Origin of the sequence: Providencia sp. PROV202, assembly GCF_028479565.1 — a bacterium.
Lineage (GTDB): Bacteria > Pseudomonadota > Gammaproteobacteria > Enterobacterales > Enterobacteriaceae > Providencia > Providencia zhijiangensis.
Window position 1 is genome coordinate 58,359 of sequence record NZ_JAMPNV010000008.1, and the last position, 26,710, is coordinate 85,068.

At 42.5% G+C, this 26,710-nt stretch carries 25 protein-coding genes and 1 tRNA gene; 12 read left to right on the forward strand and 14 right to left on the reverse strand.

Annotated features, from left to right (window positions below; genetic code table 11):
- Positions 1 to 33: 33 nt before the first annotated feature.
- Positions 34 to 444, forward strand: coding sequence for a Cu(I)-responsive transcriptional regulator (cueR, locus tag PR799_RS05090; protein ID WP_036952159.1), 411 nt, complete (start codon positions 34 to 36; stop codon positions 442 to 444).
- On the opposite strand, the gene PR799_RS05095 is transcribed toward cueR, so the two are convergent.
- The 5 genes from PR799_RS05095 to tesA all read right to left on the reverse strand — a co-directional run bounded on the left by PR799_RS05095 (position 398) and on the right by tesA (position 4,300).
- Positions 398 to 877 carry an NfeD family protein gene (locus tag PR799_RS05095; RefSeq protein ID WP_108478322.1) on the reverse strand — a complete coding sequence of 160 codons (480 nt, stop codon included), beginning with the start codon at positions 875 to 877 and terminating at the stop codon, positions 398 to 400. The two genes, cueR and PR799_RS05095, sit on opposite strands and share 47 nt — an antisense overlap.
- Positions 874 to 1,824 (reverse strand): SPFH domain-containing protein, encoded by a 951-nt coding sequence (locus PR799_RS05100; RefSeq protein ID WP_132496720.1) that lies wholly within the window; start codon positions 1,822 to 1,824, stop codon positions 874 to 876. The genes PR799_RS05095 and PR799_RS05100 overlap by 4 nt, the downstream gene beginning before the upstream one ends.
- A gap of 13 nt (positions 1,825 to 1,837) precedes the next feature.
- Positions 1,838 to 2,695: a co-chaperone YbbN gene (locus tag PR799_RS05105; RefSeq protein ID WP_154627536.1), complete on the reverse strand. Its 858-nt coding sequence runs from the start codon at positions 2,693 to 2,695 to the stop codon at positions 1,838 to 1,840.
- A 63-nt stretch (positions 2,696 to 2,758) separates the two neighbouring features.
- Positions 2,759 to 3,544 (reverse strand): SDR family oxidoreductase, encoded by a 786-nt coding sequence (locus PR799_RS05110; RefSeq protein WP_272521401.1) that lies wholly within the window; start codon positions 3,542 to 3,544, stop codon positions 2,759 to 2,761.
- Between the two features lie 120 nt (positions 3,545 to 3,664).
- A complete protein-coding gene (gene tesA, locus PR799_RS05115) occupies positions 3,665 to 4,300 on the reverse strand; it encodes a multifunctional acyl-CoA thioesterase I/protease I/lysophospholipase L1 (protein ID WP_272521402.1) in 636 nt (211 codons plus the stop codon).
- Here tesA and ybbA point away from each other — a divergent pair.
- The 3 genes from ybbA (at position 4,268) to PR799_RS05130 (ending at position 8,923) form a co-directional block, all read left to right on the forward strand.
- Positions 4,268 to 4,954, forward strand: coding sequence for a putative ABC transporter ATP-binding protein YbbA (gene ybbA / locus PR799_RS05120; RefSeq protein WP_154602453.1), 687 nt, complete (start codon positions 4,268 to 4,270; stop codon positions 4,952 to 4,954). The two genes, tesA and ybbA, sit on opposite strands and share 33 nt — an antisense overlap.
- The gene (gene ybbP, locus PR799_RS05125) at positions 4,951 to 7,398 is read left to right on the forward strand and encodes a putative ABC transporter permease subunit YbbP (RefSeq protein WP_272521403.1); all 2,448 of its coding nucleotides are present in this window, start codon (positions 4,951 to 4,953) and stop codon (positions 7,396 to 7,398) included. Before ybbA ends, ybbP begins: the two co-directional genes overlap by 4 nt.
- A 142-nt stretch (positions 7,399 to 7,540) precedes the next feature.
- Positions 7,541 to 8,923, forward strand: a complete 1,383-nt coding sequence (locus PR799_RS05130; RefSeq protein ID WP_272521404.1) for an esterase-like activity of phytase family protein — start codon at positions 7,541 to 7,543, stop codon at positions 8,921 to 8,923.
- 108 nt (positions 8,924 to 9,031) lie between these two features.
- On the opposite strand, the gene PR799_RS05135 is transcribed toward PR799_RS05130, so the two are convergent.
- From PR799_RS05135 to ppiB, 5 genes are all read right to left on the reverse strand, one after another.
- Positions 9,032 to 10,285 carry an MFS transporter gene (locus PR799_RS05135; protein WP_272521405.1) on the reverse strand — a complete coding sequence of 418 codons (1,254 nt, stop codon included), beginning with the start codon at positions 10,283 to 10,285 and terminating at the stop codon, positions 9,032 to 9,034.
- A gap of 121 nt (positions 10,286 to 10,406) precedes the next feature.
- Positions 10,407 to 11,492, reverse strand: coding sequence for a 5-(carboxyamino)imidazole ribonucleotide synthase (gene purK / locus PR799_RS05140; protein WP_272521406.1), 1,086 nt, complete (start codon positions 11,490 to 11,492; stop codon positions 10,407 to 10,409).
- Complete coding sequence (gene purE, locus PR799_RS05145) at positions 11,492 to 12,007, reverse strand: 5-(carboxyamino)imidazole ribonucleotide mutase (RefSeq protein ID WP_154627529.1); 516 nt, start codon at positions 12,005 to 12,007, stop codon at positions 11,492 to 11,494. Before purE ends, purK begins: the two co-directional genes overlap by 1 nt.
- 201 nt (positions 12,008 to 12,208) lie before the next feature.
- Complete coding sequence (gene lpxH, locus PR799_RS05150; RefSeq protein ID WP_154627528.1) at positions 12,209 to 12,931, reverse strand: UDP-2,3-diacylglucosamine diphosphatase; 723 nt, start codon at positions 12,929 to 12,931, stop codon at positions 12,209 to 12,211.
- A gap of 11 nt (positions 12,932 to 12,942) precedes the next feature.
- Complete coding sequence (ppiB, locus tag PR799_RS05155; protein ID WP_006659258.1) at positions 12,943 to 13,437, reverse strand: peptidylprolyl isomerase B; 495 nt, start codon at positions 13,435 to 13,437, stop codon at positions 12,943 to 12,945.
- Positions 13,438 to 13,737: 300 nt separating this feature from the next.
- Between ppiB and cysS the strand changes: the two genes are divergently transcribed.
- Positions 13,738 to 15,126 (forward strand): cysteine--tRNA ligase, encoded by a 1,389-nt coding sequence (gene cysS / locus PR799_RS05160; RefSeq protein ID WP_154627527.1) that lies wholly within the window; start codon positions 13,738 to 13,740, stop codon positions 15,124 to 15,126.
- Positions 15,127 to 15,546: 420 nt separating this feature from the next.
- Entirely contained in the window at positions 15,547 to 16,656 is a 1,110-nt protein-coding gene (locus PR799_RS05165) for a protein-tyrosine phosphatase family protein (protein ID WP_272521407.1), read from the forward strand.
- A gap of 62 nt (positions 16,657 to 16,718) precedes the next feature.
- On the opposite strand, the gene ybcJ is transcribed toward PR799_RS05165, so the two are convergent.
- Together ybcJ and folD are read right to left on the reverse strand one after the other, a co-directional pair.
- Positions 16,719 to 16,931, reverse strand: coding sequence for a ribosome-associated protein YbcJ (gene ybcJ / locus PR799_RS05170; RefSeq protein WP_108478314.1), 213 nt, complete (start codon positions 16,929 to 16,931; stop codon positions 16,719 to 16,721).
- 17 nt (positions 16,932 to 16,948) lie between these two features.
- Positions 16,949 to 17,806, reverse strand: a complete 858-nt coding sequence (folD, locus tag PR799_RS05175) for a bifunctional methylenetetrahydrofolate dehydrogenase/methenyltetrahydrofolate cyclohydrolase FolD (protein WP_272521409.1) — start codon at positions 17,804 to 17,806, stop codon at positions 16,949 to 16,951.
- Positions 17,807 to 17,994: 188 nt separating this feature from the next.
- Between folD and PR799_RS05180 the strand changes: the two genes are divergently transcribed.
- Both PR799_RS05180 and PR799_RS05185 read left to right on the forward strand, forming a co-directional pair.
- Positions 17,995 to 18,071 (forward strand) — tRNA-Arg (locus PR799_RS05180).
- A 195-nt stretch (positions 18,072 to 18,266) separates the two neighbouring features.
- Positions 18,267 to 19,475 (forward strand): tyrosine-type recombinase/integrase, encoded by a 1,209-nt coding sequence (locus PR799_RS05185; RefSeq protein ID WP_112837258.1) that lies wholly within the window; start codon positions 18,267 to 18,269, stop codon positions 19,473 to 19,475.
- A 52-nt stretch (positions 19,476 to 19,527) separates the two neighbouring features.
- Here PR799_RS05185 and PR799_RS05190 read toward each other — a convergent pair whose 3' ends face one another.
- Positions 19,528 to 21,258 carry an ATP-binding protein gene (locus PR799_RS05190; RefSeq protein WP_112860379.1) on the reverse strand — a complete coding sequence of 577 codons (1,731 nt, stop codon included), beginning with the start codon at positions 21,256 to 21,258 and terminating at the stop codon, positions 19,528 to 19,530.
- A gap of 2 nt (positions 21,259 to 21,260) precedes the next feature.
- Positions 21,261 to 22,547, reverse strand: a complete 1,287-nt coding sequence (locus PR799_RS05195; RefSeq protein ID WP_112837256.1) for an SIR2 family protein — start codon at positions 22,545 to 22,547, stop codon at positions 21,261 to 21,263.
- Positions 22,548 to 22,838: 291 nt separating this feature from the next.
- Here PR799_RS05195 and PR799_RS05200 point away from each other — a divergent pair, with 291 nt between their 5' ends.
- From PR799_RS05200 to PR799_RS05215, 4 genes are read left to right on the forward strand one after another with little or no spacing between them, the layout of a single operon-like run.
- Complete coding sequence (locus PR799_RS05200) at positions 22,839 to 23,174, forward strand: metalloregulator ArsR/SmtB family transcription factor (protein ID WP_112837255.1); 336 nt, start codon at positions 22,839 to 22,841, stop codon at positions 23,172 to 23,174.
- A gap of 53 nt (positions 23,175 to 23,227) precedes the next feature.
- Entirely contained in the window at positions 23,228 to 23,593 is a 366-nt protein-coding gene (arsD, locus tag PR799_RS05205; protein WP_112837254.1) for an arsenite efflux transporter metallochaperone ArsD, read from the forward strand.
- Between the two features lie 13 nt (positions 23,594 to 23,606).
- On the forward strand, positions 23,607 to 25,358 hold the full coding sequence (gene arsA, locus PR799_RS05210) for an arsenical pump-driving ATPase (protein WP_112837253.1): 1,752 nt from the start codon (positions 23,607 to 23,609) through the stop codon (positions 25,356 to 25,358).
- Positions 25,359 to 25,413: 55 nt separating this feature from the next.
- A complete protein-coding gene (locus PR799_RS05215; protein WP_036975217.1) occupies positions 25,414 to 26,703 on the forward strand; it encodes an arsenic transporter in 1,290 nt (429 codons plus the stop codon).
- Positions 26,704 to 26,710 lie beyond the last annotated feature (7 nt).

Sequence of the window (26,710 nt, forward strand, 5' to 3'; positions counted from 1 at the left end):
AACCTTCCCACAAGGGGAAGGTCAAGGGGAATTATGAATATTAGTGAAATTGCCAAAAAAACCGGTCTGACTGCTAAAGCAATTCGTTTTTATGAAGATAAAGGGCTGATCACACCACCGGAACGCGGGGATAATAGTTATCGCTATTATCAAGCCAGACATCTCGATGAGCTGATGCTTTTAAAGCAAGCCAAAGATGTGGGGTTTACGCTAGACGAGTGCGGGGAATTACTGGGATTGTTTCGTAATCCAAGCCGCCACAGTGCGGATGTGAAAAGTGCGACGATAGCGAAAATTGATGAAATTCAGCAGACGATTTTAAAGCTATCGGCTATTCGGGATACGTTACAAGAATTAGTGGATGTCTGCCCCGGTGATGAAGGGGCAGACTGCCCGATTATTGATCATCTGGCGCGTGGCTGTTGTCACCATGGTAAGGCTTAACTTTTAGGGTATTTCCGTCCACGGCGGTTACTTCCACTTCAGCTTCCGCTTTTAATGGGACGTCGCTGTATATGCGCCAACTGCCATCTGCGAGACGCACACGGCTAAACCCCTCTTCGGTATCAGTTAGCAAGCGTGCTCTGACACCAACCAGCTGGTGGCTGATTTGGTTGACATCATCGGCACGGCTAGCTTTGCGGTGGCTGAGCCATTTTCGCCATAAAATCGCAGAAACGACGGTAAATACCGCGAATAAGATACCTTGCCATTCCCAACTGAGGAATGGCAATGCAAAGGTGAGCACCCCAACGGTGACGGCGGCAATGCCGGACCAAAGTAGGTAGCCACCTGTACCAAGAAGTTCAGCAATCAGCAGTAATCCCCCAAGACATAGCCAAAACCAGACGGGTTGAGTGCTGATAAATTCTATCATTCTTTAGCCTGCTTTTTGTTTGCGCCCATTTTTTTGCTTTCGCCAATGAGTTCAGTGATCCCACCAATCGCGCCCATTAAGTTGCTGGCTTCTAATGGCATCATGATCACTTTACTATTTTCCGCGGAGCCAATGCTGGTAAGGGCGTCAGTGTATTTTTGTGCCACAAAGTAGTTGATAGCCTGCATATCACCGGCTGCTATCGCTTCAGAAACCATTTGAGTCGCTTTGGCTTCCGCTTCTGCCGCACGCTCACGCGCTTCTGCTTGTAAGAAAGCGGATTGACGTTCTCCTTCCGCTTTCAGAATTTGTGACTGTTTCTCACCTTCCGCTTTCAAGATTGCCGCTTGACGAATACCTTCAGCTTCTAGAATATCGGCACGTTTGGTTCGTTCCGCTTTCATTTGGGCGTTCATCGCACTGACCAGTTCTTTTGGCGGTTTGACATCACGAATCTCAATACGGGTGATTTTTACACCCCATGGGTTGGTGGCTTCATCCACCACGTGCAGTAAGCGGCCATTGATAGAATCACGCTGGGAGAGCATTTCATCCAGCTCCATCGCCCCAAGAACCGTACGGATGTTGGTCATGATGAGGTTCAGAACGGATAACTCTAAATTACTGACTTCATACGCAGCACGCACGGGATCAATGACTTGAATAAAGCAGACCGCATCAATGGTCACGTTGGCGTTATCACGGGAGATAACTTCTTGGGATGGAATATCAAGGACTTGTTCCATCATATTGATACGGCGACCAATTTTATCCATAAATGGCACTAAAAGGTGTAACCCCGGCTGTAACGTGCGGGTATAACGCCCAAAGCGCTCAACTGTCCACTGGAAGCCTTGTGGTACCGTTTTTACGCAGGTGGTAACGATAACAACGGCAATAATGACAAGAATAACAACTGGTAACGCACCAGACGCGAACAAATCCATAGGTAATCCTTAACTAGTAAAGTAATGAATAAACTTGGCGACGGAACTTGCTCGCAAGTGCATCACCAGTTCCCATTGCTGACATGATATCCATCATGGTTTTCTTGATTGCGCCATCCCCTGCATTTAAGTCTTTGCGTAAGAAGGTGAGCAGCATGTCTAATGCCTCTTCATTACGATTGACTTCGTGAAGCTTTAACGCCAGTTGAACGGCTAACGTGGTATTTTCTTGATCTTGATTGAATTCTTTAATCAGCTGCTGAATTTCTGGGGTATCCGCAGCTTGCTTAGTTAATTCGATTTGAGCTACTAACCCTTGATAACGGCTGTCTTTATCTTGCATTGGCACGGTTGCTAACAAGGCTTCGGCATCATCAATTAAATGTAGACCAATTTGTACTTCTGCTAATAAGAACGTGATATCGCTATTTTTAGGCGCAAGTTGGTTGGCTTCTTTCAGTAATGGCAGGGCTTCTTGAAGTTTGCCTTCCGCCACTAATTCAGCAGCTTGCGCTGCTTTTAATTCTTCAGGGCTTGGTAATACGCGAGAGAGTATTTGCAGCACCGCCTCTTCAGGCTGTGGGCCTTCGAAGCCATCAACTGGGCGACCATTTTGCAGCACATAAACCGTCGGAACGCCTTTTAAGCCAAACTGGCTGGCGATCATTTGTTCTTCATCGCAGTTAACTTTTGCGAGGATAAATAGCCCCGCGTAGTCTTGAGCAATACGCTCTAACATGCTGGTGAATTCCAAGCTTTGCGGGCTGCGTGGTGACCAAAAGTAGAACATGACAGGCATGTTCATGGATTGTTCGATGGTCTGGTGTAGATTGGTCTCGTTAATATCAATAATTTGTGCGTTAGTTAACATAAACAGTCTCTTTAAAATTCGTTATTAATCATGTCAATGAAATGGGGGCTTAGTTCTGTTTTTTCAATCTTTCTTGCCCTGACCCGCGAGGACTTTGTCCATCAGCTTATCGGGTAATACACGTTTTAGTATACGCACAAAAACCGTTAATAATGTGACGGAGTAGCGTACACGTGGACGCGGACTCTCTAATGCCAAAATCAATTTTTTGACCACATCTTCAGGATATAACGTAAATTTTGCGGCAATTCCCGGATTCTTAACTGACTTATCTTGCTGCGTTTGCGCCACATTTTGGGTAAAGGCACTGTGGATTGGGCCAGGCTCAATTAAACTGACGTGAATACCAGAACCTTGTAATTCTAAGCGCAAGGCGTCTGACCAAGCTTCCAGCGCATATTTGCTGGCGGCATAGGCTCCACGACCCGGCGTCGAAATAATGCCCATTACAGAGCTAGTTTGCACAATGCGACCTTCATGGTGCGGCAGCATGGCGGGAAGTAGCAGGAAGGTCAATTGGTGAACTCCGAAAAAATTACTGGAGAATTGGGATTCCAATTGCTGGCGGCTCACGGTGTTCAATGGGCCATAGACTCCGAATCCGGCATTATTGAATAATCCGAAAAGTTTCCCATTACAGAGAGTCAGAACCTGCTGAGCAGCGGCTTCAACACTTGCAGGATCGTCTAAATCTAACGCCACAGTTTCGAAGCCAAGTGATTGTAATCGTTCAATATCAGCCTGTTTTCGACAGGTGGCTATCACGCGATAACCACGCTGTTTTAAAGTTTGCGCAGCGCACAACCCTATGCCACTTGACGCCCCTGTCACTAATACCGTTTTTTGCATAACTTTACCTACTCTGGGCTAAATGTTCGCTATCATATTGGTTCATTATAATTTATTTACCTAACAAATTTATTTGGCGAATAACTTTATTTGGTTAATAACATTATTTGGTTAATAACATTATTTGGCTAATAAATAGGGTGATAGCTGTTTTTCCATAAAATCTGCAATCGTAGGCTGAGCTTGCTCAGTTGGATGGATACCATCAGGTTGGATCCATTCCGGTGTGGTGATCACGTTCTCCATAAAAAATGGGATCAGCGGAAGGTGATTTTTTTCAGCCAGCGTTGGGTACACTTTTTCAAAGCTGGATGTGTAGCGTTTACCGTAGTTTGGCGGGATGCGAATTTGCATTAAGAGCGGTTTAGCACCATTTTGCTCTATTTGGTCAATAATCTGTTGTAATGTTATACCTAACTGTTCAACAGATAGTCCTTGCAAACCATCATTAGCTCCCAGCTCAATCAGTACCCAGTCTGGTTTGTGCTGGGTAAGCAGTGTGGGGAGACGCTCTAACCCTTGAGAGGCGGTATTACCACTGATACTGCCATTAATAACTAAAATCGGTGGCGATTTTTTTTGCCAACGTTCGGCAAGTAATGTTGCCCAAGCTTGCTCGGCGGGTATTCGATAGCCTGCACTAAGACTATCACCGAGGATCAATAGTTTCGTTGCCGCGAGTGTTTGTCCACTGGCGGTAACTAACAGGAGAAAAACCAATATATGTCGGCGCAAAATATTCTTGAAGTTCATCATCTCATTAAACGTGTTGGTCAAGGTGAACATGAACTGACTATATTGCAAGGAGTCGAGCTAATTGTCGAGTCTGGTCAGACAATTGCCTTAATTGGTGAGTCAGGATCAGGAAAATCCACCTTACTAGGCATTATTGCTGGGTTGGATGATGGCACTAGCGGCACCGTGAAGTTGCTTGACCAAGACTTAACGACCATGGACGAAGAAGCGCGGGCGCGATTACGGGCGCAAAGTGTCGGTTTTGTTTTCCAATCCTTTATGCTTATACCAACCTTGAATGCGCTTGAAAACGTTCAATTACCTTCATTACTACGTGGCGAATCCGAAACCAAAAGTCATCAACAGGCGGTGAATTTACTGACGGATTTAGGGTTAGGAAATCGCTTAAAGCATATGCCTGCGCAGCTTTCAGGCGGTGAGCAGCAGCGTGTGGCATTGGCTCGGGCATTTAATGGCCAACCTCAAATCTTATTTGCTGACGAACCCACAGGAAATCTGGATCGTCATACGGGGGATAAAATCGCCGATTTGTTATTTGCGATGAATAAAGAGCACGGTACTACGCTAATTTTGGTCACTCATGACAATGAGTTAGCCGCCCGTTGCCAACGTCGATTACGGTTAGTTGATGGGCAGCTGAGGGAAGAGTCATGATTTGGCGCTGGTTTTGGCGTGAATGGAAAACGCCGTCTCTGTTGATTGTGTGGCTCGCGTTAACCTTGGCGGTAGCCTGCGTGCTGGCGTTAGGGCGTATCAGTGATCGCATCGAAAATAGCATGAGCTACCAGAGCCAAGAGTTGCTGGCGGGGGATTTGGTACTGCGTTCATCTCATCCGAGCGATCCAGCTTGGCTTGATGCTGCAAAGCAAGCTGGGCTGACTTTGAGCCAGCAGATTGCATTTTCGACCATGGCGTATTCTACTGCTGATGAAGAGGGGCGCCCGCAGTTAGTGTTAGTGAAAGCGGCAGATGCGAGTTATCCCTTATACGGTGACTTAGTGACCGAACCTGCGGGATTAAAGCCCACCAAAGGGCATATTCTCGTCGCCCAGAGATTATTGGAATTACTGAACTTAAAGGTTGGCGAACAGATTGATATCGGCGATGGGACGTTCACGATTTCAGGAACGTTAATTCAGGAGCCGGATAGTGGTTTTAACCCCTTTCAAATTGCACCGAGGGTGTTGATCTCGATTGAGGATGCGCCATTAACTGGGGCGATTCAAGTCGGAAGCCGCTTAACGTATCGCGATATGTTTGCGGGTTCTCGCCAAGCGATTGATGCATTCAAAGAGAAATATGATACTCAGTTACGTAGCGATCAGCGCTGGTATGCTTTGGATGATGATAGCGGTGCGGTGGGAAAAACCTTTAAGCGCGCTCAGCAGTTTTTACTGTTATCGGTGTTGCTAACGCTGTTATTGGCGATCGCGGCGGTGGTGGTGTCGATGACCCATTATTGTCGAAGCCGTCATCAGCTTATTGCGGTTTTGAAAACACTGGGGGCAGGCCGCAGTGCGCTACGTAAGTGGATTATCGGCCAGTGGTTAGTGATTTTAGTGGCTGCGGCATTATTAGGGTCTTTGCTGGGACTGGCTTTTGAAGGCATTTTAATGCAGATATTGTCGGCAATGTTACCTAAAGCCTTGCCGAGCGCCAGTCTTTGGCCGTGGATCTGGGCGGTGGCCACGCTGTTTATCATCGCGATTATTGTGGGGATCCGTCCTTACTATCAATTGATGGGTACTCAACCTTCTCGAGTGTTACGGGAAGATGCCAAATCACCAATTTGGCCACTGTATTATTATCTGCCTGTGGTTACGTTGATTGTGGTCGGCGGGTTATTCCTGTTTGCGGGGGTAAACCCACTGTTATGGTCAATCTTACTGGGGATTGTCGTCGTAGCGGTGCTTCTGGCATTGATTGGTTGGCTAGGGTTGTGGTTGCTGAGAAAAATGCAATTTCGCCAGCTAAGCTTGCGTTTATCAGTCAGTCGCTTGTTACGCCAACCATTGCAAACTATTACGCAGATGAGCGCATTTTCACTGTCATTTATGCTATTGGCGTTGTTGATTTTGGTTCGAGGGGATCTTTTAGATCGCTGGCAGCAGCAGCTCCCTGCGGATAGCCCGAACTATTTTCTGATCAATATGACTCAATCTCAGCTTGATCCTGTGACGCAGCTTTTGAAGCAGTATCAAGTCACGCCAACAGAGTTTAATCCGGTTGTGTTAGCGCGTTTATCGGAAATAAATGATCAGTCTGCGATTGAGTGGGCGGATGCTCGCGATCCCAATAATAACACGGTTAGGCGAGAGCTTAGTTTAACGTGGCAATCAACATTGCCGCCTGCAAACGAGTTAGAGCAAGGGAGTTGGCCGCCGAAAGCGGGAGAAGTTTCCATTGAGCAAACTGTCGTTAAAGAGTTAGGGTTAAAAATCGGCGATAAGCTAACATTCAATGCAGGTTCGCAGATTTTCACGGCAAAAGTGAGCAGTGTTCGTAAAGTGGATTGGGAAAGTTTGCGTCCTAATTTCTACTTTATTTTTGCGGAAGAAACGTTATCACCAATGCCAGAAACGTGGTTGAGTAGCTTCCATTATGACGGTGATGGGCAACTGTTAACTCAGTTGAGCCATCAGTATCCGACGATTAATGTGCTGGATACTGGTGCTATCATCACGCAAATTCAGCAAATTTTACAGCAGGTAAGCCAAGCTTTAGAAGTGATGGTGGTCTTGGTGATTTTCTGTGGCTTATTATTGTTACTCGCACAGATTCAAGTGGGTATGAGCCAACGAGAGCGGGAGCTGGTGGTGTATCGCACCCTCGGTGCAAGCAAAAAATTGATGCGCCGTACTTTATGGAGTGAATTTGCCTTACTCGGTGGAATGGCAGGGCTAGCTGCGGCATTTGGGGCTGAAGTCGCACTATGGTTATTGCAAACTAAGGTATTTGATTTCCCGTGGCAGCCAGAATGGCGCTTGTGGGTATTGCTGCCTCTCTGCGCAGGGTACTTATTATCCGTATGCGGTGGCTGGTTAGGGCTGCGATTATTGGGTACGGGTAGCCAACATCGCCGTTTGTCTAATAGTTGATAATACGGCTCCGTTGTTTAATGGGCATCTCATGATGGATGCCCATTAAACTAACTGTCTCTAATCCTTCACAAAACCTTCATTCGTCATGGTTATTATTTGGCTATCAATTATTGATGGCATGAAAAATAGGAAAATAACAATGGCTCGCCTTAATCGAAAAAAATTCAAGCTGACATCTCTTTCTTTAATTCTTGGTTTAATCTCATTTAGCACCGTAGGGATCGCTCAACAATCATTAGTTCAAAAGCAGGTGCCCGCCACACTTGCTGGGCATGCTGTTTTATCGGTGGATGCGACAGTGCCAACGCCGGAAAATGCACCTTCGGATATGCAACACAGTGGCAAATACACCACAGGAACTCGCGTTGATACTCTGAGTAAAGTCGAGGGAAAATCCGATGGGCGTCCAACGGGCAAGTTTGTTCCAATCAAGGGGCAACCGTTACAAGGTCATTCGGGTATCAAACGTATGGATGATGGTACCTATTGGGTGCTCACAGATAACGGTTTTGGGAATAAAATGAATTCCCCTGATTCTATGCTCTATTTAACTCAATATGATATTGATTTTAAAACGGGAAAAGCCAACCCGTTGAAAACAATTTTTTTCCACGACCCCAATAAAATCATTCCTTTTCATATTATTAACGAAAGCAGTGAGCAGCGTTATTTAACGGGCAGTGACTTTGATCCGGAAAGTTTTCAATTTGCAGATGGAGCCTTGTGGGTGGGAGATGAATTTGGGCCTTATCTCATCAAAATGGATTTAGATGGCAAAGTATTGGCGCTATTTGAAACGCAAGTTGAAGGCAAGAAAGTCGTTTCTCCTGACCACTACACACTGACAACACCAGGTAAACCTGCGGATAAAGTCGCCTTCCAAATCAATCGCTCAAAAGGTTTTGAGGGAATGGCATCATCGCCGGATGGCACCAAACTTTATCCAATGCTGGAAGGCGCTTTGTGGCAAGAAGATAAGCAAGATTATGAGAATGTGAACGGCAAGAGAGCTGCGCGTATTCTTGAATTTGATGTGAAAAAACAGGATTGGACGGGGCGCAGTTGGTTATATGTTTTTGAAGATAATCAAAATGCGATTGGTGATTTTAACCTGATTGATGACACTCACGGTTTGATTATCGAACGTGATAATGGCGAAGGCACTGCGGATAAAGCATGTGCGGAAGGTGCAACAAACAAAGAAAATTGCTTTAGCAATTTAGCCAAATTTAAACGTGTTTATCGTATTGAGTTTTCGGATAAAAATGTAGGCGGTGCAGTGGATAAGCAAGCCTATATTGACCTGATGAGCATCCAAGATCCTAATAATCTAGCCAGAAAACCGCTAAATGATGGGGTATTTACCTTCCCATTCTTTACGATTGAAAACGTGGATGTCGTGGATAATGAACATATTATCGTCGGTAACGATAATAACTACCCGTTCTCTTCCAGCCGTGAACCCAATCAAGCGGATGATAATGAATTTATTTTGCTGAAAGTACCCGAGTTATTGAAGTAATTCGTCATCGGTTATATCGGTATGAAGTAGAACGTGTAAATGGATCCTTGTTTTTCCCTTGGTTTGATATTTGCTCGGGTTATCCCCGAGCGTTTTTCTTTTTAGGGATTAATCTTTTTTTACTTCTAAAGCAGGTGGCTTCATCATTAAAGTAAAAAATAGGATCACGATAACCGGAGCGGCAATGGTCAAAAATGCAGGAGTAAAGCTGCCTGTAATATCCTTAATTGCCCCTGCGATAAATGGTGCTAAACAGGCAATTGTTGAGATTAAATTGACGACGGAGAACAACTCTAAATAAGGCCCGCGACCAAAATAATTAGACAGTAAAACACTGGAGGCTAAGAAGGTCATGCCGTAGCCGACACCCACACAAATCACGAACAAAATCAGCCAGAACCATGATGTGGAGATACTCAGTGCCACTACGCCAAGCACCATGATAATTAGGCTACCAATCAATAAACGTTTCGGCTCCAGCCATTCACCTGCTGCGCCCCCTAAGAAGCGCGAAAATGCATTCACAAACGCCATGGTACTTAGCAAGGAAACTGCGATGGTCATGCCAAATCCGCGTTCTTCAATATGTGCAACGGCAAAACTATTCACGGTGATCCCGCACCATAAGAAAGAGGTATAAGTTGCGGCAATTAAATAGAATTGCCAAGTGCGTAATGCGCGGCGAACGGTCCAAACTTCAGCGGTACGATAAATAGGCTTATTCGCATGACTGACTTGTTTTTGCATTATTTTCTTGGCGTGTTCTTGTTCTTTTTTCCCTTCACGCAATGCCAAGATAGTGATGATGGTGACAATACTCAGATAAACTGCACACAATACCCAGTGCATCCGCCAAGAGCCTAATTGATTCGATGCGTAGAAGTAAATCCAAGGACCGGCAACGCCGCCTAATCCACCAATTGTGAAATACAATCCAAATGCCAGAGATTGTTTTTCAAATAGGCGAGAAAGTACATAGGTGCCCGGAACGGTCGCTAATAGTGTAAACCCGATGCCAATCAAGGCGGTTCCTAAGAAATAGGTGCTGATAGCTTCGGTGGAATAGAGGCTATAGAAGCCAGAGCAGAACACCAGCATACCTAAAAGCAGCGTGAGACGAACACCGACTTTACGTATTAGCAATGAGGGTAGAAAGCTCGCTAAACCGCAGGTTAACCCGAGTAAAGTAAAACCAAAGCCTGCCTCAGTCCAACTCCACTTTAATTCGCCGATCATACTCGGTAATACTACGCCTAATGAGGTGAAGGTGGTGGCAGTAGCAAGGAAATAAACCAGTCCGAGGAGAATAAGAATCGACCATTGGTATAACGGACTAAACGGTGAGGCTTGTGTTTCTGGCATATGCACTCCAGTGGCGCCCTAGTGAGTTAGTCATCACTCACAAGTAATCACTATAAAAGTAGGGCAAAAAATAGCACAATGCCCGAAATATCACTTTCGGGCACGAATAGCGCTATTTTCCCTATTTTTGGCGAGAGTACCAGCCTAATTTTGTTTTTGCCCACTCAATGCCACTTTTATACTCATTTGGCAGCATTGGGATCAAATTATCGAGGGTATTTTCGAGCTGATGGACATCGCTATGAGTCAGATTTAAGTGACCCACTTTACGTACAGGGCGAACTTCTTTCTCATACCAATGTAAATGGACTAAAGACAGATTTAACCATTCTTGGTTAACATCAGTGCCAATTAAATTGACCATCACAGCAGGGCTGAAAACTTCTGGCGTCGGCATCGGTAAATTTAAAATCGCGCGTAAGTGAAGCTCGAATTGGCTAATAGATGCGCCGTTTTGAGTCCAATGTCCACTATTATGAACGCGTGGGGCGATTTCGTTGATCAGCAGTTTATCGCCAACCACAAAACATTCCATTGCCATCACACCGACATACCCTAACTCATCCATCACGGCACTGAGCATCGCTTGTGCTTGTTGTTGCTGGACAGGGTTTGCATCAGGGAAAGCGACGCTGGTGCGTAAAATCCCTTCTTGGTGAAGATTATGGGTGATTGGGTAGAATACGGATTCGCCGGATTGACTACGAGCACCAATCACGGAGACTTCAGCATCAAATGGGATCCCTTGCTCTACGATACATTCACCGTAAATTTCTGCTGGGAGGTTTTGTTCGTCACCGGGGCGAACACGCCATTGGCCGCGGCCATCGTAGCCACCTGTTCTGCGTTTCACGATCAAAAAATCACCCAGAGTGGCGAATAGTTCTGGCCATTGGTCTAGTGATTCTAATAGTGCCCAAGGCGCTGTCGATAAATTTAACGAGTCGAACAGGCTTTTTTGTGGGAAGCGGTCAGCTAACCGAGGAAAAATATCACGGTTAATAAATGCATTATGACGTGCTAACTCTTTGGTTAATGGGGTTTCAGGCCAGCGCTCAATTTCAGCCGTGATCACACTTTGCTGATAAGGAACGGCTTCAGGCTCGGCATCTAACCCAACCGGAAAGACAGAAATGCCTAGCGGTTCGCCTGCTTGGCGCAACATGCGACCTAATTGACCGTTACCAAGGACACAAACCGGTTTCATTACGCTTCCCTCGGATCTGGGTTATTTAATACGTCGTTGGTTTGTGCTTCACGCCATGCGGATAAGCGATTGAATAGCTCGCTATCATGAGTGGCTAAAATTTGTGCGGCTAGCAGAGCGGCGTTAGCTGAGCCTGCTTTCCCAATAGCAAGTGTGCCAACGGGAATGCCTTTTGGCATTTGAACGATAGAATACAGGCTATCGACACCACTTAATGCCGCACTCTGTACAGGGACACCAAGGACGGGAACCAGCGTTTTGGCGGCTAACATTCCTGGTAAATGAGCTGCACCACCGGCACCTGCGATGATCACATCAAAGCCATTCTGTTTGGCATTTTCAGCAAAGGAAAACAGTTTATCTGGCGTGCGGTGTGCGGAAACAATTTCAACATGGAAAGGTAGTTGCAGTTCGGTCAGCACGTCAGCGGCATGCTGCATGGTTGTCCAATCACTTTTAGAACCCATAACAATGGCGATTTTTGCCGCAGATTGAGCAGGAACTTGGGCAGTCATTTGGTGTGATCCCTGTATTGAAAAATATCACCCTAAGGGTGGGAATGTGAATTGTCCCGATCATATCACGGTAATTAGGTAAGGAAAACGTTTGCGTGATTATAAAGTAAGCAAACGGTCGTACTGACGACCAACAATTTACCTAGGTGTCTTTATCAAGATAGAAATGCTAAAAAGGAACTATGTTAAAAAGGAACTATGTTAAAAAGGAAAGAAAATAAGCTCAATGCCGTTTTCGTTGATCACAAAGGCGGAACCTTCGCTGTGCCATGCGCCTAAAACTCCACGAAAATGAAGTTGACCACCGATATTAATCTCGTGGATAGCAGGGCGATGCGTATGTCCGTGGATCATCCATTGTGCTTGGTGGCGGTTTAAGGCATCAATCACTGCGTCAGAATTGACGTCCATAATGGCTTCGGATTTCATACTGCTGGCATATTGGCTATTGCGACGCATCTTTTGCGCAATACGGCGGCGAATAAAGAGCGGTAGAAGTAAAAATACCCGTTGGATCCAAGGAGTATGGACTTTTTTACGGTAGTTTTGATAAGCGGCATCGTCGGTGCATAACGTATCGCCGTGCATAATTAAAATACGCTTATCATAAAGTTCAAGTAAAGTTTCTTGGGGTAAAATCGTCATGCCACACTGCTTTGCATAACGTTGACCCAATAAAAAATCGCGATTGCCATGAATGAAATAACAAGGAATTCCACGTTCACTCAGCTGTTTTAAGGCTTGAGCGATTTGCTGATGCAAGGGGGTATTATCATCGTCGCCAATCCAATAATTGAAAAAATCACCGAGGATATACAGGCTATCGGCGTGGATGGCTTGCTGTTCAATAAAAGCAAGAAAACCGGCGGTGATCGCCGGTTCATCTTCACTTAAATGCAAGTCTGCAATGATATAAGTGGACATAAATTCAGGGATTACTCACTGACAGTCACTTTTTCAATCACTACGTCTTCGCGAGGTACGTCTTGGTGGAAACCACTGCGACCTGTTGAAACGCCTTTGATTTTGTCAACAACATCCATGCCTTCAACCACTTCAGCAAATACGCAGTAACCCCAGCCATCTGGGCGCTCTGAACGGAAGTTTAAGAAGTCATTGTCAGCGACGTTGATGAAGAATTGTGCTGTTGCTGAGTGTGGATCGTTAGTACGAGCCATTGCTAATGTACCGCGGCTGTTTTTCAGTCCGTTATTAGCTTCGTTCTTGATAGGCGCTTTAGTGTCTTTTTGGTTCATGCCCGGCTCAAAACCACCGCCTTGGATCATGAAGCCGTTAATAACACGGTGGAAAATGGTATTATTGTAGAAACCTTCGCGGCAGTAGGTTAAAAAGTTTTCGACAGTAACGGGTGCTTTGTCTGCGAAAGTTTTGATAACGATGTCACCGTGATTGGTATGAAATGTAACCATAATAGCTATCCTGAATAATTGTTTTTTATGCGCTAACTTGCGAAAGCGTTGAGATCAGCAAGTTTATATCACAGATAAAACCTGACTTGAAGCGACAGTGTGTTTGCAAAATAGGTTATCCCATAACAGTGACCTAATAAATAAGGCGATAAAGTCAGGCGCTAACCTTGCTTTCTTCGGGTGATCGCGATTCAATACCGTGCTATTTTCGTAAGGTTGAATCTGGATATTTTATCCTCAACATCGCGATAATCTGATGTATGATAGATATACACGTACTAATAAAATGGAAATAAAAAGATGCTACAGATTTTCAATACACTGAGTCGTCAAAAAGAAGAATTTAAACCCATCCATGCTGGAAAGATTGGGATGTACGTGTGTGGCATCACCATTTACGATTTGTGTCATATTGGTCACGGTCGTACCTTTGTGGCTTTCGATGCAATTAGCCGCTATTTACGCTATTTAGGCTATGACCTGAATTATGTGCGCAACGTGACGGATATTGATGACAAAATCATTAAACGTGCCGCTGAAAATAATGAAAGCGTGGAAGAGTTAACGACGCGCATGTTAGCGGAAATGCATAAAGATTTTGATGCATTAAATATCCTACGTCCAGACAGCGAACCGCGTGCTACTCGCCATATTCATGAAATCATTGAGCTAACTGAAAGCTTGATTGAGCGCGGTCATGCTTATGTTGCAGATAATGGCGATGTCATGTTTGAGGTCAAAACTGATCCAAATTACGGCTTATTATCTCGCCAAGATTTAGACCAGCTTCAAGCGGGTGCCCGTGTTGAAGTGGCTGATGTAAAACGTAATCCAATGGACTTCGTGTTATGGAAAATGTCCAAAGAGGGTGAACCAAGCTGGGAATCGCCTTGGGGATTAGGTCGTCCAGGTTGGCATATTGAATGTTCGGCAATGAACAGCAAAACATTAGGCAACCATTTTGATATTCATGGCGGCGGTTCAGATTTAATGTTCCCGCACCATGAAAATGAAATTGCACAATCTACTTGTGCCCATGATGGTCCGTACGTTAATTACTGGATGCACTCCGGTATGGTGATGGTTGATAGAGAGAAAATGTCTAAATCTCTTAATAACTTCTTTACCATCCGTGATGTATTAGAATACTACGATGCAGAAACTGTACGTTATTTCCTGCTTTCGGGTCACTATCGTAGCCAATTGAACTATACCGAAGAGAACTTAAAGCAAGCCCGCACCGCGTTAGAGCGTCTGTATACCGCACTGCGTGGTACGGATAAATCGGCTGCACCAGCAGGCGGTGAAGTGTATAAGAGCCGTTTCTGTGAAGCGATGAATGACGACTTCAATACACCAGAAGCTTATTCGGCATTGTTTGATATGGCGCGTGAATTAAACCGCCTGAAAACTGAAAATATGGATGCAGCAAACGGCATGGCGGCTCAATTACGTGAGCTGGCAAAAGTGCTGGGGCTGTTAGAGCAGGATCCTGAAACTTTCTTGCAAGGTGGTGCACAAGGCGAAGATGATGCGGAAGTCGCAAAAATCGAAGCGCTGATTAAACAGCGTAACGATGCGCGTCAAAGTAAGGATTGGGCGCTGGCGGATCAGGCGCGCGATGCTTTAACGTCAATGGGAATTGTGTTAGAGGATTCGTCTGCGGGCACTACGTGGCGTCGCAAGTAGTTCGTCATATTTCGTGCTGTGGCGGTGTTGGCGTCACTCGGCTACGGGTCACATACTCATGTATGCTCCCCGAGATATCCTTGTTAGCCGCCTAGCCACAACACGAACTATTTAGAATACTATTCTTTGGTATATTTTGTACGGTGGCGCCTTGCTACAATTCGAATAATTTAGGTAAACAGAAAATTTTAAGTGAAATATACACCCTAAAAATACAACTTTTTAGTGGTAATATTTAGATAGATGTAGGTTAACAAATAAGAACAAAACCCACTAAAAATGATCTGTTTTTGGTGGGTTTTTTTATGGATGCTGCGGCTAAATTTGCAAGCGTGAGGTGGGGCGGTTATCGATACTGTTAAGTGAAATGTTAACAATGGATTTTAATATTGGGTCATCGAAACGGTGAATTCACTCACGATGAAAATAGAGATAAGGCTAAATATGCTTCCAATAAACGCTAATCGACTAACTGTATCGCAATCGACAGAATTTCCAGCATCATCACACACAAGCCATTTCCCTGAACGCATTAAATCCATCCAAAATATCTCCGAACTTAGCCCTCATTTGTCTGAAACAAAATCCGTCAAAAGAAATAGACTAAAGTTAAAATTAGATATTTTAGCCACTGTTCAGCGCTCTGAATTTGATAAGCTGTTAGAGAAAACGAATGCACTTATTGATGAAAAAAACATTGAATACGACACGGAGAATAGAGGGCAGCGATATCCCAATATTGGTAGTGCGAAACACACGCAAATATCTATACGGAGTGCCAATAAATCCATTGTGAGCCTTGCTGCTAATCGGCTACAAGTGGGGAGTGAAAATTTAGCCATTCGCTGCCAATACCCCCAAGATAATGCTCAAGCCATTGAAAATCATCTATCTATGCTTATGGCAAACAAGACTCCGATATTAGTCGTCTTAGCATCAAAAAATGAGATCCACGGCTCTATTTTTCAAAAAGATAAGCTGCCACCTTACTTTATGAGTAATCAAAAATATGGCGCCATTGAAGTTACCACTAGGCGAGAAAAAAAAGACTATAAAGTAGTCCCTAAACAAATCAATGTAGGAGAAAAATCATTAGAGTTTAGCCAATATAAAATGGATATTTTTAATGGCTATAAAAAGCATTCAATCCCTGTGATCCACGTGACTAATTGGGATGATGGGGGAACGGTGACAACGGAGGAGTTAGTTAAATTAAACCAGCTCATTAGAATCATCAATGAAGGTCGCTTATTTGAACTCTATAAAAATCAAGGAGTAGAAATAGAAGGAGAAAATAAACCGCTTCCCGTTATTCATTGCAAAGCTGGCGTTGGCCGAACTGGGGTATTAGCGGCATGCATGCAGTGGAGAAAGGCAGGAAATAAACTATCGATGGAAAATATCGTATTAGCGTTACGGGAAACAGGAAGCCCGAATATGGTCCAGAATGAAGCACAATATCGGCAATTACAAGAATTCACAAATGCACCATTATCCCCAACAAAAACAAGCAGTAAGTGGGCTTTTTGATTGGGTAACAAAAGGTAAGCTGAACAGAGCTCAGCTCACCTCTATCAAGGGTGCTGTGAGAACTACTCTTGCACCTTGATTTGTTCGCTTCCCATAGAAACGACTTTGCCTGCGACAATTTTGCAGCGTTTACGTGTTTCAACAACGCCATCAACTTGCACTAAGCCATCAGCAATCATTGATTTTGCCATCGCGCCACTTTCCGCCCAACCTTCAATTTTTAGCAGGTCGCATAGCTCAATATGGGGATGACCATCAAGATGAAAAATATCCATTGTGACTCCAAATTACATTAAATATCGTGGTACTCTTCGCACGCTTGTAGCGTGTTTTGAATCAGTGTAGCCACGGTCATTGGCCCAACACCGCCCGGTACGGGTGTGATCCATGCAGCGCGTTTTGACGCTTCATCGAAGTCAACATCTCCAGTCACTTTGCCATTTTCTAAGCGGTTAATACCCACATCGATAACGATAGCGCCCGGTTTGATCCATTCGCCTGGAATAAAGTTAGGTTTACCCACAGCCACGACCAGTAGATCCGCATTACGGGCATGCTGTTCGAGATCTTTGGTAAAGCGATGGGTGACGGTGGTGGTGCAGCCCGCTAATAATAATTCAAGGCTCATCGGACGACCAACAATATTTGATGCGCCAATGATAACGGCATTTAAACCGTAGGTATTAATGTCATAACGCTCAAGTAAGGTAACAATCCCTCTTGGCGTACAAGGACGCAGGCGAGGGGCACGTTGACATAAGCGCCCGACGTTATAAGGGTGGAAACCATCGACGTCTTTATCGGGATGAATGCGTTCGATCACTTTGACGTTATCGATGCCAGCAGGTAATGGTAACTGAACTAAGATGCCATCAATTTCATTATCTTGGTTAAGGTCATCAATCAGCTTGAGCAATTCAGCTTCAGTGGTCGTGTCTGGTAAATCATAGGAGCGAGAAATAAAGCCAACTTCTTCGCAAGCACGTCGCTTACTGCCAACATAAATTTGAGAAGCGGGATTAGCGCCTACGAGAATAACGGCAAGCCCTGGAGCTCGTTTACCATTGGCAATACGAGTTTGTACTTTTTGAGCAACTTCCTGTCTAATTGCTTGCGCAATCGTTTTCCCATCAATAATTTTTGCTAACATCTGTAACTTAATCCATATATGAGACACGGGGGATGCCTCTATTTTGTCAGAACTTGCTAGCAATGTCAGGTCTATCTGATAGATAAAGTAACCATATCGTTATTTAAGTAGTGAAAAGCCATTGACTCGGCGCTCAGCAACCGTATAATTCAACGCCATCAGCCAGATAGGCTGTCTGCGCACATAATGCGCCCTTAGCTCAGTTGGATAGAGCAACGGCCTTCTAAGCCGTAGGTCACAGGTTCGAATCCTGTAGGGCGTACCATTTCGAAGTCAATGGACATCAACCGATGTCTTTTTTTATGCCTAAAATTCAGTGGATTAGCTGATTTTAACCTTTCTTCGTTCAACTGACGTCTACCTATATCAACCTACATCAAGTAATATTTGTTGGTATATGCGTTGGTACATACAGGTTCAATGAATTTTTATACCAACACAAACTCATGGGAGTTCCTATATGGCACTAACAGATGTGAAGGTAAGAACGGCAAAGCCTGCCGATAAAGGATACAAACTCACTGACGGTGAAGGAATGCACCTTTACGTGCATGCTAATGGCTCTAAATACTGGCGGCTACAATATCGATTCGACGGAAAACAAAAAACATTAGCGCTTGGTGTTTACCCTGAAATTTCTTTAGCTGATGCAAGGCAGCGTAGAGATGAAGCAAAACGTCAAATAGCTAACAACATTGATCCTTCAGAACAGAAAAAGCTTGAAAAGATAGAACGCAAATCGGCGGTTAATAATACATTTCAAGCAGTAACCCTTGAGTGGCACGAATATAAAAAGCCAAACTGGTCTAAAGGTTATGCAGAAGATCTGATGGAGTCATTTGAAAATGACATTTTTCCTGATCTAGGTAAAAGGCCAATTGCTGAAATTAAGCCACTAGAAGTACTCAGTACGTTGCGTAAACTAGAAAAAAGGGGAGTGCTAGACAAGTTACGTAAGATCCGTCAAGCATGCAACCAAGTCTTCAGATATGCGATTGTAACGGGCAAAGCGGAATACAACCCTGCCTCTGAACTTGCTAGCGCATTAACACCTCCTAAAGCACAACACTATCCACATTTGCTTGCTAACGAATTACCTGAATTTCTTAATGCATTAAATCATTATTCAGGTAGCCCAATTACTCGGCTAGCAACTAAAATCCTGATGTTAACAGGTGTGAGAACTATTGAGCTACGTTTAGCAGAATGGGGTGAGTTTGATTTCGAACGCTGTATTTGGGAGATCCCCAAAGAAAGAATGAAAATGCGCCGCCCACATCTAGTTCCATTATCGACTCAAGTCATCACGGCATTACGTGAAGTTCAAGCTATTACAGGACGCTATAAGTTGGTATTCCCCGGTAGAAATGACATTACCAAGCCAATGAGCGAAGCGAGTGTTAATCAGGTCCTTAAACGTATTGGTTATCATGGAAAAGCGACTGGACATGGTTTTAGGCACACAATGAGTACTATCTTGCATGAGAAGGGATTCAATACTGCATGGATTGAGCTTCAACTCGCTCATGTTGATAAGAATACCATCCGTGGTACGTATAACCATGCTCAGTACCTTGAAAACAGAAGAGAGATGATCCAGTGGTATGCGGACTATATTGATGAGTTGGAGTGTGGGGTAGGGAATGTGGTGAGTGTGAATTTTAAGTGATAAATAGCCATCTTTATGTTTAGATGTAAAGATGGCTATTAATGTGTTAAATTTAAATGACTGTTCTTTTCCATATATTACCATATCCGGGAGAGTCAGATATTGGAGGGTAGATCGGTTTTCCTATTTGAATAGTCATCGGAATAGGGAAATCAACACCAACTAATGCGATCTCACCTTGTTTTAGACTTGGTAAGAATGAAGCAGCTGATTTATCAATTTCTCCACATGCCCGTTCAACAACTTCACGGTCTCTATCATTTGTGAGTCTATGTACTAACAGTGTACCAATTTGACTAAGAACTCCTTCTGTAATATCTCTCGGGCGTTGGGTTGTTAAACAAATATTTAACCCATATTTACGTCCTTCTTTAGCGATCATTTCAAAAGCATCAAGTTTTATAGAATGATCCTCTGAGCCAACTCTTTTTCCTAGAAAATTATGAGCTTCGTCAACTATTACTAATAATGGTTGTGTTCTAAATGTTTCACATCTTGCTAAAGTTAATAACTTTCTTCCAATAACGTTGGCTAAAATTTCTCTAGCAAAAAATTCATAGCTGATATCACTTAGACATAAGCGCAGAACACGTTTATTGGAAATTAGGAAATCATTTAATATATCACCAAGTTTTAATACTTTTTCATCTCCATGAAATACTGATTTTAGAGAACTTGAATATGTCACTGCTTGAATTCTTGTTAATAATGAGGAACAGTAACTAAGATCTTGGGTTGCAGCATTACCCCACGAGTCATCTCCATTATCATAATTACACTCCTGTACTATTTGCTGTATGAGTTTTGTTACATCAAATGGTTGGCTTGGGTCATCAACAAGTTTAGAGTTATCTCCGGTATTCATAGCTCTCCGATAATCAGCCTTCGGTTGTTTTATTTTGCGTAAAATACCATTGGTTGCAATTGTAGGGTCTATAGATACTAACCTAAGACTTTTAATTGCTTCTTTTAGTTTTGGACCTTGGACTTTTCCTGATGGGTCAAACATAGCAATAAAATCTGATTCAATGAAATCAGTTGGGGGTATGCGAAACTCAAGAGATGATTCATATTTATTAATAGGATCACCTAAGTGAAAGTGTGAGCAATATTCAGAAGCGAATGATCTATATTCGCTAGTTGCATCGATAATTATTGTTTTTGAATTCTCATAATTAGAGCATTCTTCTATTAATTTTGCAGTGGTCCAACTTTTGCCTCCGCCAGTCGCACCTAAAATAGCACAGTGCCTACCAAATAATTTATCTGGTTCAACTGTAACAATGCTTGATTCTCCACCAGCAATATGACCTAGAACGATTCCAATTTTTTCATCATTATTATCCTTAATACCTTTATTAATGAGTTCTGGTATTAAAGATATAAATTCTAATGGAGCAGAATAGATGATGTCACCTAATCTAGGGTATGCTTTAATTCCTGAATCAATACGTAAGTTAGATGGATCAATAGTACCAAGAAGCTGTATAATACCAATAGCATCAATTTTTTTATTATGTATTGATTCATTAGATATATCCCCACGCTCATATTCGGGTACTTTAACTTCAATTAATCGTCCCAAAACAATTGATTGTTGTCCTTCAATTAATAGAATTTCACCAACTTCTCCTATACCGTATCGATCTCCATTCATGTACGTACCACTAATTTCTCCTACATAAATTAAATTGGCTCTAACGGCTTGTGAATAAATGGAGGAGACGACTCCAACTTTTAAATAACTATTTAATATTCCACCTTTGAGAGCTTGGTTAATCATATTCAATCATTTACTCCAATTTTTTTTATTACATTGGCTAATTGTTCCGCTGGGGTTAATGCTTTAAGGTTAGGCACTAAATTAACGAAATCTTTAAAAGATGCATTTAAAAAATGAATGTCATGACCAGATAAAGATAGTTCTTTAAATAGCGTCCAGTATTTACTAGAACCATTTTTGCCATTATTCAAAATATGTGATGTGCATTTGAAATCTACTATAATTAATCTCATGCTAGGATTTGATTTTATTGCAGAATAAATAGGTTCTGAAATATGGTCATCATTAAAACCAAAGCCAGAAATAACTAGACAGCTATTTTTTTTACGTAAAAAATCTAGAAATCGAGAGAGCAATTCTAGATGCGGCTGGATGAATGCTTGTTGGTATTTACCTTTAGCAGGGTAAATAAGGCATGCATTTGTTGCTATTGGATTTTGGTCTTCATATATTTGTCCATTTTTTCTTAGCCAACTAACTGAACCATGAAGTTTAAATAATTGGAATACACCTTCAACAAAGTCATGATCATTTTCATCTCTTTTTATCACATCATAATTAAAATATTTACCATCAAACCGTCTAATGCCTGTGTATGAAAATCCATCTACAACCATCATTCCTAATTCAGAAGCCGCGGTTTCAAATGTGAGATCGTAATTTGTGGTAAATATTTTAAGCCTTGGGTCTCTAACTCTTCTCCTCCCCATTTTTTGTAATAAATTAATATATGAGGAAAGGTCACTACTATCCTTCTCTAAAAAAGAACGACACTTATCTAAAATAATCGTTTTAACGTTATTTAGAAACTGTAATACTTCTTCATCATCTTGGAATGCTAATAAAGCTTCACAGTTTGAAAGAAAATGTTCAATATTAGGGTAGTTTCGTTCAGAATATTTAACTTTTTGACATACTGAAAGCGCCTCAGGTTTTAGCTCACCATTACTAGTTGCTGTTGGGTCACTCCACATAGCATTTTTCCATAATTCCCACATGCTTGGTCCACCAACATCACCAAGTGAAGTACCACTGCCAGCAAAAAAAGAAAGGTTGGGAAATTGCAGCGATTTTAATAATAGATCGTTAATGTAATGTTGGTTATCTTGCAATTCTTTTTTTTGAGCTTCATTAAGAGGCTGTGGTGTCAATGGAGGGGAACCTGCATTTTTTAATGCTTCATTTTCAATAAAGTCGCGATTCCAAATATAAGATTGAAAATCTAATGCTTTCCATTCATTACTGCCGGGGGGTAAAAACGATATATGACCTTCAGGGATATTGACCATTTCCTATCCTTAACATTGTGCACATGAGGTACATTTTTCTCACTATCATAGCTTATGTCGTTTCATTAGGCACTAATGCCATTTAACTTATGAATTGCAATATAATTTTCATTTCAAAGCTACGGCTGATAATACGTTAAGTAGGTTAAAATAGTATAATGAAGCGTAAAACTTGTTTTTCCCACAGTTTATAAGTGATTATTGAATAGTTTTATAGAACAATACATATATGCTTTGACGTATGTAGTTTTTGGGGGTAATTTGAGGTCATAGATAGCTAAAGAGGTACACATGGAACCATTACAACTGTTTAAAATTTTAGGTGATCAAACAAGGCTCGATATCGTGTTGCTTTTGAAAGCATCTGGTGAGCTATGTGTCTGTGATATCTATACGGCCTTGAATTTATCGCAACCAAAGACTTCTCGACACCTAGCAATGCTAAGAGAATCAGGTCTTTTGCTCGATTCAAAACATGGTAAATGGGTTCATTATCGTTTATCTCCGGCATTACTAGCTTGGGTGAAAAGTATCATTGATGTCACCTATGCCACAGAGAAAAATAGAGTTGCAGGTTTGCTTAAGAGTCTAGAGACAAAAGAGTCTGCGAGTAGCTGTTCTATATAAAAATAAAAATTTTTAAGTTAACATATTCGAAAAATCATATATAAGGTTGAGGTATGAAAAAACTAGAAGTATTTGATCCCGCATTATGTTGTAGCACTGGTGTTTGCGGAACCGAAGTCGATCAAGCATTGGTAGACTTCGCAACAGATGTGGATTGGTTAAAAAAACAAGGGGCAAGTATAAGGCGTTTTAATTTAGCGCAAGAGCCTATGGAGTTCGTTAACAACACAAAAGCAAAAATATTTTTGGAAACCGCAGGTGCCGAGTCACTTCCACTATTGATTCTGGATGGTGAGATTGTGTTGACTGGTCGATACCCAAAACGACATGAGCTAGCCAGATGGTTTGGTATTCGCCTGAATATTGAAAAAGCCGAAATTGTTAAATCGTGTTGTGGTAATGGTAAAACGTGTTGTTAACAGGAGCAATAAAATGAAATTTTTAGATAACACACCTAATTATTTATTTTTTACTGGAAAAGGTGGTGTGGGTAAAACCTCTATTTCCTGTGCGACCGCAATTAAGTTGGCTGAAAAAGGGAAAAAAGTCTTACTGGTGAGCACTGATCCAGCTTCTAATGTTGGGCAAGTATTCTCTCAATCGATAGGCAACAATATTAAGCCAATAACATTGGTTCCAAATCTATTTGCTATTGAAATAGACCCTCAAGCCGCAGCCGAAGAATATCGAAACAAAATTATTAATCCAATCAAAGAAAGTTTACCTGAAGCGGTAATTCAAAGTATTACGGAACAGCTATCAGGTGCCTGTACAACAGAGATTGCAGCTTTCGATGAATTTACTGGATTGTTAACTAATACCGAAATTACGGGGCAATTTGACCATATCATTTTTGATACCGCACCAACGGGGCATACCATCCGTTTATTACAACTCCCGAGTGCGTGGAGTGATTTTATTAGTGACAATCCTGATGGTGCGTCATGTTTAGGGCCAATGTCTGGTCTTGATAAACAACGTGAGCAGTACAGTATGGCGGTGGAAGCGTTGAGTGATAAATCACTAACAAGGCTAGTCTTGGTTGCACGACCTCAGTCTGCCGCATTGAGGGAAGTTGCAAGAACCTATAGTGAGTTGTCATCTCTGGGTATCAAAAATCAGCAATTGATTGTCAATGGTGTTTTCCCTGAAACGGCGGTGACTGAAAATGATAAGTTATCCCATGCGCTCTACTCTCGTGAACAAGCGGCATTAGCGTCTATGCCTGAAGCCCTACGCTCGTTACCTGTCGATATTCTTTATTTACAAAATATCAATATGGTGGGTGTCGATGCACTGAAGCAGTTGTTATCGAATGACATGCCACAAGTTCCAACTATTACCCCGACAAAACAACCTATTTCTTTACCTACCTTGTCAGAACTGGTTGGCAAAATATCTCAGCAACAGCATGGGCTGGTTATGTTAATGGGCAAAGGTGGTGTAGGGAAAACAACGATTGCGGCATCAATCGCAGTTAAATTGGCAGAAAAAGGGCTTGATGTACATCTGACCACATCTGATCCAGCCGCGCATATTGAATCAACCCTCGATGGTGTTTTACCCAACCTTCAAGTTAGCCGAATTGATCCTATCGCTGAAACTGAGCGTTATCGTAATTATGTCTTAGAAACAAAAGGGAAAGGTTTAGATGAAGAGGGGCGTGCATTACTTGAGGAAGATTTACGCTCTCCATGCACAGAAGAAATTGCGGTATTTCAGGCTTTTTCTCGCATCATTAGAGATGCGGGTAAACGTTTTGTCGTCATGGATACTGCGCCGACTGGGCATACATTATTACTTCTGGATGCAACAGGGGCATACCATAAAGAAATTGCTAAAAAAATGGGCGAGAAAGGTCATTATTTAACGCCGATGATGCAATTACAAGATCCTGAACGCACCAAAGTTATTATTACGACACTCGCTGAAACTACGCCTGTGCTTGAGGCGGAGAACTTACAAAATGATTTAATACGGGCAGATATACATCCGTGGGCGTGGGTAATCAATAACAGTCTATCTATCACAGAAACAACATCACCATTGTTACTTTCAAGAGCTGAACAGGAAGTCGCTCAGATTAAAAAAGTGACATCAACATTGGCAAAACGTGTTGCTATTGTTCCTTTGCTTGAAACAGAGCCTGTGGGGATATCTGCATTAAGTCAGCTTGCAGAGTAAGTTTTATTTTCTAAAAATAAAAGGTGCGGAAAAGCACCTTTTAAATGAGGTTGTTATGTTTATTGCCGCATTGATTTTTATTTTAACGATCACCTTTGTTATTTGGCAACCCAAAGGACTGGGTATTGGCTGGAGTGCCACAGTAGGGGCTGTATTGGCACTGATCTTTGGTGTGATCAGTTTTCAAGATATTCCTATTGTTTGGAACATTGTTTGGAATGCCACGGCGACATTTGTTGCCGTAATTATCATTAGCCTACTTTTAGATGAAAGTGGTTTCTTTGAATGGGCTGCATTACATGTTGCCAAATGGGGTGGGGGTAAAGGAAAACTGTTATTCAGTTATATCGTGTTACTTGGTGCAACGGTTGCGGCCTTGTTTGCCAATGATGGCGCAGCATTGATATTAACGCCCATTGTGATTGCGATGTTATTGGCACTTGGTTTCAACAAAGGCACGACATTAGCATTTGTCATGGCTGCCGGGTTTATTGCAGATACGGCGAGCTTGCCGCTGATCGTTTCGAACCTCGTGAATATCGTTTCTGCGGACTTCTTTAATATTGGATTTACTGAATATGCATCGATTATGGTGCCAGTGGATATTGCTGCAATTATTGCAACATTAGCGATGCTGCATTGGTTTTTCCGCAAAGATATTCCTAAACAATATGATGTTACCAAACTGAGTGAACCGACTTTAGCCATTAAGGACATGACAACGTTTAAAACAGGTTGGCTGGTATTGGTACTGCTACTTATTGGTTTCTTTGTCTTAGAACCATTAGGTATTCCAATCAGTGCAATTGCGGCTATTGGCGCTTTAATTCTTTGGGTGATTGCAGCCAGAGGCCATACGATTAATACCAAAAAAGTATTACGTGGAGCACCGTGGCAAATCGTCATTTTCTCTTTAGGTATGTACTTGGTTGTTTATGGTTTAAGAAATGCAGGGTTAACCGATTATCTTTCTGAAACGCTCAATTACCTTGCAGACAAAGGGTTATGGGTAGCAACAATTGGTACGGGATTTATAACTGCATTTTTATCCTCAATAATGAATAACATGCCAACGGTGTTAATTGGTGCGCTATCCATAGAAGGAAGTGAAGCATCAGGGTTAATTCAGCAAGCAATGGTTTATGCGAATGTGATTGGTGCCGATTTGGGTCCAAAAATCACACCAATAGGGAGTCTGGCTACATTGCTGTGGCTGCATGTTTTATCGCAAAAAAACATGACCATTACATGGGGATATTATTTCAAAACAGGGATTATCATGACTATCCCAGTGCTCATTGTCACACTCGTTGCTTTAGTACTTCGACTTTCACTGTTAAATTAAAGGTAAC

Excerpts from the sequence above, each read along its gene's own strand:
- PR799_RS05190 (WP_112860379.1), bottom strand. The coding sequence starts at position 21,258 with ATGATTAACCAAGCTCTCAAAGGTGGAATATTAAATAGTTATTTAAAA.
- purE (WP_154627529.1), bottom strand. The coding sequence starts at position 12,007 with ATGACTGCCCAAGTTCCTGCTCAATCTGCGGCAAAAATCGCCATTGTT.
- lpxH (WP_154627528.1), bottom strand. The coding sequence starts at position 12,931 with ATGTCCACTTATATCATTGCAGACTTGCATTTAAGTGAAGATGAACCG.
- PR799_RS05100 (WP_132496720.1), bottom strand. The coding sequence starts at position 1,824 with ATGGATTTGTTCGCGTCTGGTGCGTTACCAGTTGTTATTCTTGTCATT.
- ybcJ (WP_108478314.1), bottom strand. The coding sequence starts at position 16,931 with ATGGATATTTTTCATCTTGATGGTCATCCCCATATTGAGCTATGCGAC.
- PR799_RS05195 (WP_112837256.1), bottom strand. The coding sequence starts at position 22,547 with ATGGTCAATATCCCTGAAGGTCATATATCGTTTTTACCCCCCGGCAGT.
- arsA (WP_112837253.1), top strand. The coding sequence starts at position 23,607 with ATGAAATTTTTAGATAACACACCTAATTATTTATTTTTTACTGGAAAA.
- PR799_RS05130 (WP_272521404.1), top strand. The coding sequence starts at position 7,541 with ATGGCTCGCCTTAATCGAAAAAAATTCAAGCTGACATCTCTTTCTTTA.
- tesA (WP_272521402.1), bottom strand. The coding sequence starts at position 4,300 with ATGATGAACTTCAAGAATATTTTGCGCCGACATATATTGGTTTTTCTC.
- PR799_RS05165 (WP_272521407.1), top strand. The coding sequence starts at position 15,547 with ATGAAAATAGAGATAAGGCTAAATATGCTTCCAATAAACGCTAATCGA.
- folD (WP_272521409.1), bottom strand. The coding sequence starts at position 17,806 with ATGTTAGCAAAAATTATTGATGGGAAAACGATTGCGCAAGCAATTAGA.
- cysS (WP_154627527.1), top strand. The coding sequence starts at position 13,738 with ATGCTACAGATTTTCAATACACTGAGTCGTCAAAAAGAAGAATTTAAA.
- PR799_RS05135 (WP_272521405.1), bottom strand. The coding sequence starts at position 10,285 with ATGCCAGAAACACAAGCCTCACCGTTTAGTCCGTTATACCAATGGTCG.
- PR799_RS05110 (WP_272521401.1), bottom strand. The coding sequence starts at position 3,544 with ATGCAAAAAACGGTATTAGTGACAGGGGCGTCAAGTGGCATAGGGTTG.
- PR799_RS05200 (WP_112837255.1), top strand. The coding sequence starts at position 22,839 with ATGGAACCATTACAACTGTTTAAAATTTTAGGTGATCAAACAAGGCTC.
- ybbP (WP_272521403.1), top strand. The coding sequence starts at position 4,951 with ATGATTTGGCGCTGGTTTTGGCGTGAATGGAAAACGCCGTCTCTGTTG.
- PR799_RS05095 (WP_108478322.1), bottom strand. The coding sequence starts at position 877 with ATGATAGAATTTATCAGCACTCAACCCGTCTGGTTTTGGCTATGTCTT.
- PR799_RS05185 (WP_112837258.1), top strand. The coding sequence starts at position 18,267 with ATGGCACTAACAGATGTGAAGGTAAGAACGGCAAAGCCTGCCGATAAA.
- ybbA (WP_154602453.1), top strand. The coding sequence starts at position 4,268 with ATGTCGGCGCAAAATATTCTTGAAGTTCATCATCTCATTAAACGTGTT.
- arsD (WP_112837254.1), top strand. The coding sequence starts at position 23,228 with ATGAAAAAACTAGAAGTATTTGATCCCGCATTATGTTGTAGCACTGGT.
- PR799_RS05215 (WP_036975217.1), top strand. The coding sequence starts at position 25,414 with ATGTTTATTGCCGCATTGATTTTTATTTTAACGATCACCTTTGTTATT.
- purK (WP_272521406.1), bottom strand. The coding sequence starts at position 11,492 with ATGAAACCGGTTTGTGTCCTTGGTAACGGTCAATTAGGTCGCATGTTG.
- cueR (WP_036952159.1), top strand. The coding sequence starts at position 34 with ATGAATATTAGTGAAATTGCCAAAAAAACCGGTCTGACTGCTAAAGCA.
- PR799_RS05105 (WP_154627536.1), bottom strand. The coding sequence starts at position 2,695 with ATGTTAACTAACGCACAAATTATTGATATTAACGAGACCAATCTACAC.
- ppiB (WP_006659258.1), bottom strand. The coding sequence starts at position 13,437 with ATGGTTACATTTCATACCAATCACGGTGACATCGTTATCAAAACTTTC.